Source organism: Arthrobacter sp. Cza30 (assembly GCF_059090765.1).
This window is the reverse complement of the sequence record NZ_JBNHGA010000002.1, coordinates 257514-272550: the sequence shown is the minus strand read 5'-3', so window position 1 is coordinate 272550 and position 15037 is coordinate 257514. Positions and strand designations below refer to the sequence as shown.

The window sequence follows — 15037 nt, the reverse complement described above, 5'->3', positions numbered from 1 at the left end:
CTGAATCCGAAAAGATTCGCCGCCGAGGCTATCGATATACGCAGATCTAGAGGCTACTATCTGTTGTGAAGCAGCTCACTTCAGCTTCAGCGTGCGGCCGTTCCGTCCGCCGGGTGCATACTTCGCGGGTGCGCCCTTCGGGAGGGAACAATTCACGTTCAGGCAGCGGGGCGTGCTTCGGATTTCGTCGTGTCACCAAAAATTTACAACTGAAACTATTGTCGGGGCCTCCGGCGTCTGCAAGTATCGACGCACCAGCGAGGTCCGATCCGTCAACAGGAGCACCAGATGCCGAAACGACTACCTGAAGACCCACGCCTGCGACGCCTGATCGCTGCGCAAATGTCCCGCCGGAACGTCCTGATGGGCGCCGGCGGACTGACTTTGGCCGGCCTGCTCGCTGCGTGTGGCACGGGCGGCACGGGCGGCTCGTCGAACACCGGCTCGGCGGGTGCGCTGTCCCCGGCGGAAGACCTGTCGGACCAGGAAAAGGAAGTCAACTGGGCCAACTGGACCCTGTACCTGGACTATGACGACTCCAGCCAGACCTACCCGTCGCTGGAGGCCTTCACGAAGAAAACCGGGATCCAGGCCAACTACTCCGAGGACATCGACGGAAACGACACGTACTTCGGGAAGGTCCAGGGCCAGCTCGCCGCCGGGCAGGACATCGGACAGGACATCATCACGCTCACCGACTGGATGGCGGACCGCCTGATCCGGCTCGGCTACACACAGGAACTGGACCACGCGAACATTCCGAACGCGGCCAACCTGTTGGAGACCCTGAAGAACGTGGACTTCGACCCGGACCGGAAGAACTCCCTGACCTGGCAATCCGGGTACGCGGGCATTGCCTGGAACAAGGAAGCGGTCCCGGGCGGGCTGCGGACGGTATCCGATCTGTGGAAGCCCGAGCTCAAGGGACGCGTGGAAGTGCTCGACGAGATGCGCGACACCATGGGCCTGCTCATGCTGGACAACGGCGTGGACATTTCCGGTGACTGGGGCACGAGCGAATACGACGCTGCCCTGGAGGTCCTGCAAAAGCAGATCGCCGACGGCCAGATCCGCCAGGTCAAGGGCAACTCCTACAAGGAAGACCTGATCTCCGGTGACGCGCTGGCGGTGATCTGCTGGTCCGGCGACATCACGCAGCTGAATTTCGAAGAGGGCGACAAGTGGCAATTCGCGCTCCCGGAAGCCGGCGGAACCCTGTGGTCGGACAACCTGCTGGTGCCGATCGGCTCGCCGCACAAGAAGAACGCGGAAACGCTGATGGACTTCTACTACGATCCGGAAAACGCGGCGACCGTCGCGGCCTACGTGAACTACATCTGCCCGGTGCAGGGGGCCAAGGAAGCCATGGAGAAGATCGATCCGGAACTGGTCGACAATCCGCTGATCTTCCCGACGGACGAAGACCTGGCCAAGGTCAAGGTCTTCCGCAGCCTTGAGGCCGACGAGGAAACCGATTTCGGCAACCGTTTCCAGCAGGCGATCGGCAACTGATGACCCAGGCACCACTGAGGACAGAGCACGCCAATGCCGTCGGCGTAGACAGCGGCGCGGATCTGGTGCTGGCGTCCGTGACCAAGCGGTTCGGCGATTTCGTGGCCGTCGATGACCTGGACCTGACCATTCCGGCCGGCCAGTTCTTTGCCTTGCTCGGCCCCTCCGGCTGCGGCAAGACCACCACGCTGCGGATGGTAGCCGGGCTTGAACAGCCCACGTCCGGCAGCATCAGCATCGGCGGCAAGGACATCAGCAAGGCCAGCCCGCATCAGCGGCCGGTCAACACCGTGTTCCAGAACTACGCCCTGTTTCCGCACATGAGCGTGCTGGACAATGTGGCGTTCGGGCTGCGCCGGCGCAAGGTCCGCGATGCCCAGGAGCAGGCGAAGAAGGCACTGGCGCTGGTGGAGCTGTCGCACCTGGCCGCACGCCGGCCGGCCCAGCTCTCCGGCGGGCAGCAGCAGCGCGTGGCGCTGGCGCGGGCCATCGTCAACCAGCCGGCGGTGCTGCTGCTGGACGAGCCGCTGGGCGCGCTGGACATGAAGCTGCGCCGGCAAATGCAGGTGGAACTGAAGAAGATCCAGACCGAGGTCGGACTGACCTTTGTCCACGTCACCCACGACCAGGAAGAAGCCATGACCATGGCGGACACCGTGGCCGTCATGAACGCCGGCAAGGTGGAGCAGATGGGTGCTCCCCGCGAGCTCTACGAACTGCCGCGCACCGTCTTCGTGGCCAACTTCCTGGGCAAATCCAACCTGGTCGCCGGTGAGATCATCGAGGACCGGGGCGACGCCGTCGTCGTCAATGCCAACGGCAACCGGCTGACCGTGCTGAAGGAGCGCGCGACCGCGCACCGGGGCAAGGCGCTGATCGGGATCCGCCCGGAGAAGCTGAAGATGATGTGGCCGGATGATGCGCCGGCCGAGGCCGCCAACGTCCTGCGCGGCACCGTGCTCGACACCTCGTTCACCGGGGTCAGTACCGAGTACCTGGTAGAGGTAGCCGGGATCGGCACGGTGGGCGTCTTCAGCCAAAACCACGGCCAGCAGCTGGCCCAGCCGGGCGACGCCGTGGTGCTCAGCTGGGACACGGAACACGCCTTTGGCCTCGACGGCGACGAGGAACCGCAGTACGGGGCGCCCGAGGACGGTGTCTGATGAGTGCCCTGGCCACCGCAGACACGTCATCCGCGCCGGATAAGGGACGCGGCAGCGGGGAACTCAAGGAGGAACGCCGCCGGGGGCGGATGGGCTATTGGCTGATCCTGCCCGGTTTCTTCTTCCTGCTGTTGTTCTTCGTGCTCCCGGTGTTCTCGCTGCTCGCGACCTCGCTCTACACGAAGCCGCCGGGGGCCGACATCGGCCAATTCGTGCCGGCGCTGGAGTTCAACAACTACGTCCGGGTGCTGGGCAGCTACTGGCCGGAGCTGCTGCGTTCCTTCGGGTTCGCGCTGGTCGCCACCGCCGCGGCGCTGCTGATCGGCTATCCGATGGCCTACCTGATTGCGGTCAGGCTGCGCGGGCGCGGCCTGCTGCGGGGCATCCTGCTGGTGCTGATCATCGCGCCGTTCTTCACCAGCTTCATCCTGCGCACCCAGGCCTGGAAACAGATCCTCGCCGACGAGGGCCCGGTGGTTTCCGTGCTCAGGGCGTTGGCCTTGCTTCCGCCGGACGGGCGGCTCACGGCCACCGCCTTCGCCGTGGTCTGCGGCCTGACCTACAACTTCCTGCCCTTTATGACCCTGCCCATCTACGCGAACCTGGAGCGGCTGGACACCCGGCTGATCGAGGCCGGCAACGACCTCTACGCCAACGGCTTCACCACCTTCAGGACGGTCACGCTGCCGCTGTCGATGCCCGGGGTGATGGCCGGAACGCTGCTCACCTTCATTCCGGCTGCCGGCGACTACATCAACGCCTCGCTGCTGGGCAACAACCAGAACACGACCATGATCGGCCAGGTCGTCGACTCCCGGTTCTTCCGCATCGTCGACTATCCGGGCGCTTCGGCACTGTCCTTTGTGCTGATGCTGGCCATCCTCGCCCTGGTCTTCATCTACGTGCGCCGTTTCGGCACCAAAGAACTGCTGTAGGGGGCTCTGACGTGAAAAACTCCTTCGGCCGCTGGCTGGTCCCTGTGTTCGGCGGCCTGGCATTCGTCTTCCTGCTGGTCCCCATCGCCTACGTCTTCGTGTTCTCCTTCAACGACGCCGGGCGCACCAACCTCACCTGGCGCGCCTTCACCTGGGACAACTGGGCCAACCCGTGCGGCGCCCCGGCAGTCTGCCAGGCGCTGGGCAACAGCCTCCAGATCGGCGCGGTTGCCACGGTGATAGCCGTCCTCCTGGGCACGGCCATCGCCATCGGGCTGGTCCGCTACCGGTTCCGGTTCAATTCCACCGCCAACATGCTGATCTTCCTCCCGCTGGCCACCCCGGAAGTCGTCCTCGGCGCCTCGCTGCTGGCGCAGTTCCTGAACGTGGGCGCGGAACTGGGCAAGGGCACCATCATCATCGCCCACACCGTTTTCTGCATCTCGTTCGTCGTGGTCACGGTCAAGGCACGGGTCGCCAGCCTCGACCCCAAGCTGGAGGAGGCGGCGGCGGACCTCTATGCCTCCCCGATGCAGGCGTTCTGGCGGGTCACCTTCCCGCTGCTGCTGCCGGGGATCGTGGCGGCGGCCCTGCTGAGTTTCGCGATCAGCTTCGACGACTTCATCATCACCAACTTCAACTCCGGCAACGTGGATACCTTCCCGAAGTTCATCTACGTGGCAGCCACCCGCGGCATTCCCGCCCAGGCCAACGTGATCGGCTCTGCCATGTTCATCATCGCGCTGCTGATCGTGATCGGCGGGCAGATCCTCGCGCACCGCCGCGCCAAGATGCTGGCGGCACGCTGACCCGCCCGGCCTGCTGACTAGGAGCACTTCATGATCGACCGGAACCGGCTGGGGGCGCTGTTCGCCCGCGAACTGCAGGACTTCGAGGCCAAGCATCCCCAGTCCAAGGCACTGTACGACGGCGCGTCCCACCTCTTCGGAAAAGTCCCGATGACCTGGATGAACAAGAAGGCGGGCAGCTTCCCCCTCTACCTCGCGCGGGCCCGCGGCTGCCGGGTGTGGGACGTGGACGGACTCGAATACGTGGACTTCGCGCTGGGCGACACCGGCGCGATGGCCGGCCACTCCCCGCAGCCCACCGTCGAGGCGATAATCCGGCGCGCCGCCGACGACGGGGGACTGGCCACCATGCTGCCCACCGCGGACGCCGAGTGGGTGGGGGCGGAGCTGGCCCGCCGGTTCGGCGTGGAGCGCTGGAGCTTCTCGCTCACCGCCACCGATGCCAACCGGTGGGCCATCCGGCTGGTCCGGGCCCTGACCGGCCGGAGCAAGATCCTGTTCAGCCCGTACTGCTACCACGGGTCGGTGGACGAATCGCTGATCGTGGCCGGCCCCGACGGCGAGGGGCTGAACCGCCCGGGCAACGTCGGGGCGCCGGTGGACGTGACGGAAACCAGCAGGGTCGCCGAGTTCAACAATCTTGCCGCCCTGGAGCGCCAGCTTGCCTACGGAGACGTGGCGGCCGTGCTGATGGAACCGGCACTGACCAACATCGGCATCGTGCTGCCGGAACCGGGCTACCTGGACGGCGTGCGGGAACTGACCCGCCGGCACGGCACGCTGCTGATCATCGACGAGACGCACACCTTTTCCGCCGGCCCGGGCGGGGCAACCGCGGCGTGGGGGCTCGAGCCGGACGTGGTGGTGATCGGCAAATCCATCGGCGGCGGCATCCCCTGCGGCGCCTACGGGCTCAGCGCCGAACTGGCCGAGCGGGCACTGGGCCGCGCCGACCTTGACCTGGTGGATATGGGCGGCGTGGGCGGCACCCTGGCCGGAAACCCGCTGTCCGTCGCGGCCATGCGGGCCACCCTCGAACACGTGCTGACCGACCAGGCCTTCGCCGCCATGACCGCCCGTGCCACGGAGTTCGCCACCGGCGTGCAGCGGGTGATCGACACGTATTCGCTGCCGTGGTCCGTGTCCCAGTTGGGTGCCCGGGCCGAATACCGCTTCGCCAACCCGGCCCCCCGCAACGGCACGGAGTCGGCGGCCAGCCACGACGGCGGGTTGGAAGACTTCCTGCACCTGTACCTGGTCAACCGCGGCATCCTGCTCACCCCGTTCCACAACATGGCCCTGATGTGCCCGGAAACCACCAGCGCCGACGTCGAACGGCACCACGAGGTCTTCGAAGAAGCCGTCCGGGAACTGACGGGCGGCTGAGGCGGCGGGCGCGAGCCGTTGGCTTGGGATACTGGATGGATGACGATCGCCAAATCCGCCATCCTGTTTGTCCTCGCCGCCATTGCGGAGATCGGCGGCGCCTGGCTGGTCTGGCAGGCGGTGCGCGAAGGCCGGGACTGGTGGTTCGCCGGCCTGGGCGTGATGGCCCTGGGCCTGTACGGTTTCATCGCCGCCCAGCAGCCGGATGCGAACTTCGGCCGGGTGCTGGCCGCGTACGGCGGAGTGTTCATCGCCGGATCGCTGGCCTGGGGAATGCTGCTGGACGGTTTCCAGCCGGACCGCTGGGATTACCTTGGTGCCGGGCTCGCGCTCGCCGGGGTCGCCGTCATCATGTACGCACCGCGCAGCGTCGCCTAGGCCGCGCCGCGCAGCTGCCGGAACGGTTTCTTTGTTAATCTGGTCCGGTGACTTTCGCGAAGCGTTTTGTGGCCTTGGGGGATTCGTTCACCGAGGGGGTGGGAGACAAGGACCCCAGCCTGCCCAATGGTGTACGCGGCTGGGCCGACCGGGTTGCCGAGCAGCTGATGCTCGCCGACACCGGCTGGGGCTATGCGAACCTCGCCATCCGCGGCAAAAAGATCACCCAGGTGCTGAACGACCAGATCGACGCCGCCGTAGCGCTTCGGCCGACCATGGTCACCCTCTACGCCGGCGGCAACGATCTCCTGCGCCCGCGGGTGGACATCGACGCGCTGATGGCAGGGTACGAAGCCGGCGTGGCCAAGCTGGCCGCCACCGGGGCCGACGTCGTGCTGTTTACTGGCTTTGACACGGTGGCCTCGGCGGTCTTCAGCAAGACCCGCGGCCGCACCGCCATCTACAACGAGTGGGTGCGGGAGATTGCCGACCTGCACGGGGCAAGAATCGTTGACTACTGGCGGATGCGCGAGTTCCGCGACTGGCGTTACTGGGACGACGACCGCCTGCACATGTCCACGGCCGGGCACACCCTGATGGCCAAGAAGGTGCTGGAAGTGCTGCAGGCCGAGGACATCATCGACCTGCCGGCGCTGCCGGACCTGGCGGCGCTGACCCGCCGGCGCGCGATGGTCGCCAACGTCCGGTGGGCCCGCGAGCACCTGGGCCCGTGGATGGGACGCCGGCTGCGCGGCACGTCCTCGGGGGACTCGCTCACCGCGAAGTACCCGCAGCTCACGGGGCTCCACGCCACCGGACGGGTCTAGTGCCGTGCGGGCAGAAGCGGTTGGTGCCGGCCCGCCCGGCCTAACAGTTGAAGCCTCAAGTTTTATGGCAGAATAGAGGCATGACTTCTGCACGCTGGCTCGACCCCGAAGAACGCCAGGCCTGGCTGGCCTTGCTGGCGGTGTCCACCCTGTTGCCGGGCAACCTCGACGCCCCGCTGTACCGGGAGGGCAAGCTGACGCTCTTCGATTACAACGTGCTGGCCATGTTGTCCGAGGCTCCGGACCGGTCGCTGCCCATGAGCGAGCTGGCCTCCCGCACCTATTCCTCGCTGTCCCGGCTCTCGCACGTGGTCAAAAAGCTCCAGGGCCGCGGCTGGGTTACCCGGACGCAGTGCGCCGACGACGCCCGGGTGACCATGGCGTTGCTCACGGATGCGGGGATGGACGCGATCGTGGCCTTGGCGCCGGGACACGTCGAGACCGTGCGCCAGGCGGTTTTCGACGGACTGGACCGCAGGGATGTGCAGGACCTGGAGCGGATCGGCAAGAAGATCGTGCAGCAGTTGGAGCCCAACAGCTGGGTGCTGCGCGAACCGCGGCTGAACAGCTGAGCCGCGCGCCCGGCGCCGCGGTTCACGGCCGCCGTCGAGGGCCGGCCGCTGGTTTGATCCAAACCGCCGCTGCCCCTAAGATGGAAAGGCGTTAAGTCACGCAACTTGGCACCCCCTTGCCCAGGCGGGGGGATGGCGACGTTGCGTGGCGTCCGTGTTTACCTAGAATTGAGGGTCGCGGATAGGCCGTGCCTCCCCCGGGAGGCAAGCGGCTTATTGCACCTGACTTCACCGTCTTCCCCGCGGCGAGGCACTTCGGCTGGATCTCACCCCGCCAGGTTCACCTCCGGAAAGTCGCAGTAATAACGGTGTCACAACTGGTGGCGGGCGCTCTTACACGCAGATTCGCAGGCGCTTTACTTACGTTTCTGCGTCAGGTCCGTCAATATTTACTACAACTGGAGGAGAGATCATGGCAGCACACTGCCAGGTGACCGGAGCCGAGCCCGGCTTTGGCCACAGCATTTCGCACTCGCACCGCCGCAACAAGCGCCGGTTCGATCCGAACATTCAGAAGAAGCGCTACTGGGTTCCGTCCCTGCGCCGCAACGTCACGCTGCAGGTTTCGGCCCGCGGCATCAAGACCATTGACGTTCGCGGCATCGACGCTGTCGTCGCCGAGCTCCTCGCGAAGGGTGTGAAGCTTTAGTGGCTAAGGACAAGGACGTACGTCCCATCATCAAGCTGAAGTCCACCGCCGGCACCGGCTTCACCTACGTGACCCGGAAGAACCGTCGTAACGACCCGGACCGCATTGTCCTGAAGAAGTACGACCCGGTCATCCGCAAGCACGTCGAATTCCGAGAGGAGCGCTAAACATGGCCAAGAAGTCCAAGATTGCTCGCAACGAGCAGCGCAAGGTCGTAGTCGAGCGTTACGCCGCGAAGCGTGCCGAGCTGAAGAAGACCCTGGTCGACGCCAACGCGACCGATGAGGCCCGCGAAGAGGCCCGCCTGGGCCTGCAGAAGCTGCCCCGCAACGCGTCCCCGGTCCGCGTCCGCAACCGCGACCAGATCGACGGCCGCCCCCGCGGCACGCTCCAGAAGTTCGGAATCTCGCGCGTGCGTTTCCGTACCATGGCGCACAACGGCGAACTGCCGGGCATCAAGAAGTCCAGCTGGTAGCAATCCGGCCGGCTTCCCGGTGAAGCTGCATTAAGGCGGCGGTCCAACAGGGCCGCCGCCTTTGCCATGCCCGGGAGGCTCCGGCAGGCAGCGGGGAGAACGACGGCCGTGCCACACGAAACCGGGGGCAGCCGGGGCGCGCGGAAACGGCCCATCATATGCTCTCGGCGCAAAAAGCGGACCCCGCGGGGCTGAATCGGCCCAAATTCGGGGGATTTCGCTAAAAATTCCGCCAGATTCCGCGGATTTTGCCGGATCGGGGCGGCCAAGCTGGTAAGTTTTCGCTCAGTAGCTTTTCCGCAGCCTGCGGAGGCTCTGACCAAACCGAAGCAGTCCAGGAGGACAAAAATTGGCTATCAATCGCAGTGAACTTGTTGCAGCTGTTGCAGAGAAGGCCGGCACCAGCCAGACCGCAGTGAACGGTGTCCTGGACGCCGTGTTCGACATCTTCGCGACCTCCGTCGCCAAGGGCGAGAAGATCACCATCCCGGGCTGGCTCGCCGTCGAGCGCACCGACCGCGCGGCCCGCACCGGCCGCAACCCGCAGACCGGCGAATCCATCCAGATTCCGGCCGGCCACAGCGTGAAGCTGACCGCTGGTTCCAAGCTGAAGGCTGCTGTCGCCAAGAAGTAGTTTTCCCACCAGGCTTCCGCAGGACCGTCACCGGCAACCGGTGGCGGTCCTGCTCTTTAACGCCTTAACTTCTACCGGCGGTAAAATAGCCGGGCGGGGCGTGCGCCATTGGCACACCCGGAAGCATCGGACGGAGGACTCGGCATGGTCCAGCGGGAAGCGCGGCTGCTGCGCGGCTGGCTCGGCGCTGCCGTGGCCACCTCCGCGGCTGCGCTGTCGCATCTGGCCGGCGGAGGGCACGCGCCCGCGCTGGCCGTCTGGTCCCTGTCCCTCGCCCTCTCCGGGCTCGTCTGCGTGGGCCTGGCCGGCAAGTCATTGTCCTGGCCGCGCCTGCTGGCCGCGGTGGGAGGCAGCCAGGCCATCTACCACCTGCTCTTCCGGGCGGGCCACGGCGCCCCGGCGGGAATAACCCCCGGCGCGGGAGCCCATGCCGGCCACGGCCCGGCGCTGCCTCCCGGCGACTGGGTGGCGGCCGCACCAGCCCCGCCGGCCGCCGCCGAGGATCCGGCGATGCTCGCAGCCCACCTTGCCGCTGCCGTTGCAACGGTCCTGCTGCTGCGCCGCGGCGAGCAAGCTGCCGCGGCCCTGGCCGGAACCATGCTGTTGGCAATCCCGCGCCGGCTGTACGGCTGGCATCCGGTACCGCGGGCCAGGCTGGCCAGCCCCGGGGCACGGACTGTCCGAACCCTCGCCGCGCTTGGAGCGCCGCTGCTTTCCCTGCGGCACCGGGGGCCGCCCCTGCATCACGCTTTCTGACCGGCGCACCCGCGCATCCCCCGACGAAAGAACGTGATGAACCCCCTGATGAACACCCCTGCACCCGTCCGCGTTGCCGCCTCCGGGCCTTCGGCAGCCAGGCAGCGCCGCGAGGACGCCCGACGCCTTGCCCGGCAGGCGGGCCTGCGCCGGCTGCTCGCGGCCGCCTTGGTCGCCATGCTGCTGTGGCTGTCGGCGGCGCTGACGCTGGCACGCCCGGCCGCGGCCCACGACGAACTGATCGGATCCACCCCGGAAAACGGCGCCGTCCTCGACGTCCAGCCCGAGAACATCGTGCTGGAATTCAGCGCGAATGTGATGGATATCGGCACCACCACCCAGGTCCTGGACACCGCCGGCACCGACTGGGCCGCCGGAGCGCCGGTGCTCGGCGGCCGCGAGGTCACCATTCCCCTGCAGGACGGGATGCCCGACGGCGACTACCAGCTTGGCTGGCGGGTTGTCTCCAGCGACGGCCACCCGATCGAAGGAACCACAAAATTCTCCCTCGCGGCCGGCGGCACTGCCTCGGCCTCCGCTCCGGCATCCGCAGCCGCAGCCGGCGACACCGCCGAGGTGGCCGGGGAAGAGGGCGGCGCCGGCGGCGCCGGACTGTTCCTCGCGTTGGGCGCCGGCACGCTGGCTATCCTGGCCGGACTGGCCGCCTTCGTGATGAGCAAGCGGGGCGGAGGCGCTGGCGGTCGTGGCTGAGCGGCTGACCCCTGCGGCTGACCGGCGTCCTGCTGCGATCACCGCCGACGGGATCGGCAGGGGATGGCTCCTGGCCGGTGCGGTCGTCCTCGTCCTGGCGCTGGCGGCAGCCCTGCTGTACTCCGGGGCGGCCGCTACCCGCCAGCTCTCCGACCCCGGCGCCTTGACCCGATGGGCGCTGCCGGTGGCCAAGGCCGCCAACAACACCGCTTTGGCTGCCGTCATCGCGGCGCTGCTCTTCGCCGTCGGCATCCTTCCCCGGCAGCTGCGTCCCGGCCGCAGGCCGGGCAACGGCGACCAGGGCCCCGAGCATCCCGCCTTCACGGCCGCGCTGCGGCTGGCCGCGGTCGCCGCCGTCGTCTGGACGCTGGCTGCCATGGCCGTGCTGGTCTTCAGTTTCTCCGACGTCGCCGGGCTGCCCGTCAGCGGGGACGCCAACTACACCGCCGGCTTCATCGGCTTCATGACGGACATCGGGACCGGCCAGGCCTGGCTCGCCATCACCATGGTGGCCGCCGTCGTGGCCACGCTGATCTTCGGGCTCCGCTCCCTCCCGGGGCTGGGCGCCACCCTGGCGCTGGCCACCATCGGCGGGCTGCTGCCGATGGCCCTGATCGGCCACTCGGCCGGCGGCGACGACCACTACGGGGCGGTCAACTCGATCGGACTGCACCTGCTGGGAGCCTGCCTCTGGGTGGGCGGAATCATCGTGCTCGCGGTCATCTCCGGGACGCTGGGCACCAAGGACATCACCGGGCAGGTGCTGCGCCGCTACTCATCGCTGGCGCTAATCAGCTTCGGCCTGGTGTTCTTCTCCGGCATCATCAACGCGTCCATTCGGATCACCTCGCTGGACCAGCTCTCCAGCCCCTACGGGGTACTCGTGGTGATCAAAGCCCTCGCCACGCTGCTGCTGGGGGCCATCGGCCTCATGCACCGGCAGTGGATCATCCCCGAACTCGGAACAAAGTCCGGCAAGCGCGTCCTGTGGCAGCTGATCACCGTGGAACTCCTCATCATGGCCGCGGTGTTCGGCGTGGCCACGGCGTTGGCCCGCACCGCGCCGCCCACGCCCGAGGAACTGCCGCCGGACGCGTCCCCGGCACGCATCCTGACCGGTTACGAGCTGCCGCCGGAACTGGTCGGGAGCAGCTGGCTGACCGTCTGGCGGTGGGACTGGCTGTGGGTGACGTTCGCCCTGGTCACCGGCATCGCCTACCTGGTCGCGGCCGCCAGGCTGCGCCGGCGCGGAGACGGCTGGCCGGTGGCCCGGACCATCAGCTGGATCGTCGGCCTGCTGGCGCTTACCTACGTCACGTCCGGGGCGCCGGCAGTCTACGGGATGGTGCTGTTCAGCGCGCACATGCTGGACCACATGGCCCTGACCATGGTGGTGCCGCTGTTCCTCGTGCTGGGCTCGCCGGTCACGCTGGCGCTGAAGGCGCTGCCGCCGCGCCGCGACGGCAGCAAGGGCCTGCGCGAATGGATCCTCTGGCTGGTGCATTCGAAGTATTCCGCGGTCATCACCCATCCGCTCTTCACGGCAGCGAACTTCGCCGGCTCGATCATCATCTTTTACTACTCGCCGCTGTTCGGCTTCGCCCTGCGCGAGCACGTGGGGCACGAGCTGATGAACCTGCACTTCCTGCTCACCGGCTACCTGTTCATCCTCTCGATGATCGGCCAGGATCCGCTGCCGCGGCGGGCGCCCTATCCGTTGCGGCTGTTGCTGCTGTTCGCGACGATGGCCTTCCACGCATTCTTCGGCGTCGCCCTGACCAGCTCCACGGCCCTGATCCAGGCCTCCTGGTTCGGCAGCATGGGACGCGAGTGGGGACTGCCGGCCATGGACGACCAGCAGCTCGGCGGGGCCATCATGTGGGGCATCGGGGAAATACCCACCCTCTGCATCGCCGTCGGAGTGGCCATTGCCTGGTCGCGGTCGGACGCGCGGGAAACAAAGCGTAAAGATCGTTCGGCCGATAGGAATAACGACGCCGAACTGGCGGCTTATAACGATATGTTTGCCAAGATGGCCCGGCAGGATGCACGCTTGGTCCCGCCGGGGGCAGCACGGCCTGCCGCCGGGCCCGGCACGGACTCCGGCGACCATGAACTTCCGACAACCACCACCGGGCAGCCGCCCGTTCCGGAACCGGATGACGCCGGCCGGACACAAGGAGAAACCAGATGACTGAGGCAGCCGACACCATCCGCAGCAACTACCGGGTCCGTGCCTCGGACCTGGTGGGGCGCAACTGGCTGAACACCGGCGGCAAGCAGCTGGGGCTGGAAGACCTGCGGGGCAAGATTGTGCTGCTGGACTTCTGGACCTTCTGCTGCATTAACTGCCTGCACGTGCTGGACGAGCTGAGGCCGTTGGAGGAAAAGTACAAGGACGTGCTGGTCACCGTCGGCGTGCACTCCCCGAAGTTCGAGCACGAGGCCGACCCCGTGGCGCTGGCGGCGGCCGTGGAGCGGTACGAAATCCACCACCCGGTACTCGACGATCCGGAGCTGGAGACCTGGCAGGCCTACGCCGCCCGGGCGTGGCCGACGCTGGTGGTCGTGGACCCCGAGGGCTACATCGTGGCGCACCTGTCCGGAGAGGGCCACTCCGGCGGCCTGGCGTCGCTGGTGGAAGAGCTGGTGGCCGAACACGAAGCCAAGGGCACGCTGCACCGCGGCGACGGGCCGTACGTGCCCGCGGAAACCACCGCCGGCGACCTGCGCTTCCCGGGCAAGGCCATCCCGCTGCCGGACGGCGTCGGCTCCGCCGGCGGGTCCTTCCTGGTCAGCGACACCGGCCACCACCGGCTGGTGGAACTGGCCGCGGACCTGTCGACCGTGCTCAAGACCTACGGTTCGGGCGTGAAGGGCTGGCAGGACGGGCCGGCCGATGCCGCTCAGTTCAACGAGCCCCAGGGCGTGGCCCTGCTTCCGGAAGGAATCCGCGGGACGGCGGGCTACGACGTCGTCGTTGCCGACTCCGTGAACCACCGCCTCCGCGGCCTGTCCCTGGCCACCGGCGAGGTGACCACGATCGCCGGCAGCGGGGTGCAGCGGCTGCTCGATGCCGGCTCCCAGCGCACCGCGCCGGGGCTCGCCGAAGCCGGTCCCGGATCCGTGGCGGACGAAGCGGCTTCCGGGGAAGCGCTGGGGGAGGAACTGGCGGAAGCCATCGCATCGGGCCGGGAGCAGCTTCCCGCCGACCCGCTCGCCGTCTCGCTCAGCTCGCCGTGGGACGTCCTGTGGTCGACCCGGTTGGAGGCAGTGGTGATCGCCATGGCCGGCGTGCACCAGATCTTCACCTTCGACCCGGCCTCCGGCGCCGTCGCCATCCTTGCCGGTACCGGGCTGGAAGGCCTGCAGGACGGCGAGGCCACCGCGGCCTGGTTCGCCCAGTCGTCGGGCCTGGCCGAGGACGCGGCGGGAGGCATTTGGGTCGCGGACTCGGAGACGTCGGCCCTGCGCAAGATCTCCTTCGTGGAGGTCAAGGGCGAGCAGCGGGCACACGTCTCCACCGCCGTCGGCACCGGTCTCTTCGACTTCGGATTCCGCGACGGGGAGGCAGCCGAGGCGCGGCTGCAGCATCCGTTGGGCGTGGCCGTCCTGCCGGACGGCTCGGTGGCCGTGGCGGATACCTACAACGGGGCGGTACGCCGGTATGACCCGGTGAGCGGGACCGTCTCCACCCTGGCACGCGGTCTGGCCGAGCCGTCCGACGTCATGCTGGACACCTCTGCAGTGGCCGGGGGAGGCGAGCCGCTGCTGCTGGTGGTGGAAGCGAACAAGCACCAGCTCGTCCGGCTTCCCGTCCCCCAGGAGGCCCTGAAGGTGGACGAGGGGGCCTCGCAGACGCAGCGGCCCAAGACCGAGGTCTCGGCCGGGCCTCTGGCGCTGACCGTCCGCTTCGCGGCCCCCACCGGCCAGAAGCTGGATGACCGCTGGGGCGACCCGACCCAGCTGAAGATCTCTTCTTCGCCGGAGAACCTGCTGGTTTCCGGCGCCGGCACCTCGGTGGGGCTGGTGCGCGAACTGGTGCTGTCCGACGAGGTCGCCGAGGGCGTCCTGCACATCACCGCACGGGCGGCGGCCTGCGACGGCGAACCCGGCGGCGAGATCCCGGACCATGCCGCCTGCCACCTGTACCAGCAGGACTGGGGCATCCCCGTGGTCATTGGCTCCGGAACGGGCGAGATGACCCTGGACCTGCGCGGGCTGAACTAG

Annotated in this window: 16 protein-coding genes; all 16 read left to right on the top strand. The window is 67.8% G+C overall.

Annotated features, from left to right (window positions below):
- Positions 1–342 precede the first annotated feature (342 nt).
- The 16 genes from AC5RVZ_RS06540 to AC5RVZ_RS06465 all read left to right on the top strand — a co-directional run bounded on the left by AC5RVZ_RS06540 (position 343) and on the right by AC5RVZ_RS06465 (position 15037).
- A complete protein-coding gene (locus AC5RVZ_RS06540) occupies positions 343–1512 on the top strand; it encodes an ABC transporter substrate-binding protein (RefSeq protein WP_494064966.1) in 1170 nt (389 codons plus the stop codon).
- Entirely contained in the window at positions 1512–2675 is a 1164-nt protein-coding gene (locus AC5RVZ_RS06535) for an ABC transporter ATP-binding protein (RefSeq protein WP_494064965.1), read from the top strand. Before AC5RVZ_RS06540 ends, AC5RVZ_RS06535 begins: the two co-directional genes overlap by 1 nt.
- The gene (locus tag AC5RVZ_RS06530) at positions 2675–3610 is read left to right on the top strand and encodes an ABC transporter permease (protein WP_494064964.1); all 936 of its coding nucleotides are present in this window, start codon (positions 2675–2677) and stop codon (positions 3608–3610) included. Before AC5RVZ_RS06535 ends, AC5RVZ_RS06530 begins: the two co-directional genes overlap by 1 nt.
- Before the next feature lie 11 nt (positions 3611–3621).
- Positions 3622–4419 carry an ABC transporter permease gene (locus AC5RVZ_RS06525; protein WP_494064963.1) on the top strand — a complete coding sequence of 266 codons (798 nt, stop codon included), beginning with the start codon at positions 3622–3624 and terminating at the stop codon, positions 4417–4419.
- A 30-nt stretch (positions 4420–4449) separates the two neighbouring features.
- Positions 4450–5805, top strand: coding sequence for a transaminase (locus tag AC5RVZ_RS06520; protein ID WP_494064962.1), 1356 nt, complete (start codon positions 4450–4452; stop codon positions 5803–5805).
- Positions 5806–5844: 39 nt separating this feature from the next.
- Complete coding sequence (locus AC5RVZ_RS06515; RefSeq protein WP_494064961.1) at positions 5845–6183, top strand: YnfA family protein; 339 nt, start codon at positions 5845–5847, stop codon at positions 6181–6183.
- 47 nt (positions 6184–6230) lie between these two features.
- Complete coding sequence (locus AC5RVZ_RS06510) at positions 6231–7010, top strand: SGNH/GDSL hydrolase family protein (RefSeq protein WP_494064960.1); 780 nt, start codon at positions 6231–6233, stop codon at positions 7008–7010.
- Positions 7011–7090: 80 nt separating this feature from the next.
- Complete coding sequence (locus tag AC5RVZ_RS06505) at positions 7091–7582, top strand: MarR family winged helix-turn-helix transcriptional regulator (protein ID WP_494064959.1); 492 nt, start codon at positions 7091–7093, stop codon at positions 7580–7582.
- Positions 7583–7994: 412 nt separating this feature from the next.
- Entirely contained in the window at positions 7995–8231 is a 237-nt protein-coding gene (gene rpmB, locus AC5RVZ_RS06500; RefSeq protein WP_136785732.1) for a 50S ribosomal protein L28, read from the top strand.
- Positions 8231–8398, top strand: a complete 168-nt coding sequence (gene rpmG / locus AC5RVZ_RS06495; RefSeq protein WP_127512989.1) for a 50S ribosomal protein L33 — start codon at positions 8231–8233, stop codon at positions 8396–8398. The genes rpmB and rpmG overlap by 1 nt, the downstream gene beginning before the upstream one ends.
- Positions 8399–8400: 2 nt before the next feature.
- Positions 8401–8706: a 30S ribosomal protein S14 gene (gene rpsN / locus AC5RVZ_RS06490; RefSeq protein ID WP_127512988.1), complete on the top strand. Its 306-nt coding sequence runs from the start codon at positions 8401–8403 to the stop codon at positions 8704–8706.
- 349 nt (positions 8707–9055) lie between these two features.
- Positions 9056–9340, top strand: a complete 285-nt coding sequence (locus tag AC5RVZ_RS06485; RefSeq protein ID WP_136785733.1) for an HU family DNA-binding protein — start codon at positions 9056–9058, stop codon at positions 9338–9340.
- A gap of 144 nt (positions 9341–9484) precedes the next feature.
- Positions 9485–10096: a hypothetical protein gene (locus tag AC5RVZ_RS06480; protein ID WP_494064958.1), complete on the top strand. Its 612-nt coding sequence runs from the start codon at positions 9485–9487 to the stop codon at positions 10094–10096.
- 48 nt (positions 10097–10144) lie between these two features.
- Positions 10145–10807: a copper resistance CopC family protein gene (locus tag AC5RVZ_RS06475; RefSeq protein WP_494064957.1), complete on the top strand. Its 663-nt coding sequence runs from the start codon at positions 10145–10147 to the stop codon at positions 10805–10807.
- The gene (locus AC5RVZ_RS06470) at positions 10800–13001 is read left to right on the top strand and encodes a bifunctional copper resistance protein CopD/cytochrome c oxidase assembly protein (protein ID WP_494064956.1); all 2202 of its coding nucleotides are present in this window, start codon (positions 10800–10802) and stop codon (positions 12999–13001) included. Before AC5RVZ_RS06475 ends, AC5RVZ_RS06470 begins: the two co-directional genes overlap by 8 nt.
- Entirely contained in the window at positions 12998–15037 is a 2040-nt protein-coding gene (locus AC5RVZ_RS06465) for an NHL domain-containing thioredoxin family protein (protein WP_494064955.1), read from the top strand. The genes AC5RVZ_RS06470 and AC5RVZ_RS06465 overlap by 4 nt, the downstream gene beginning before the upstream one ends.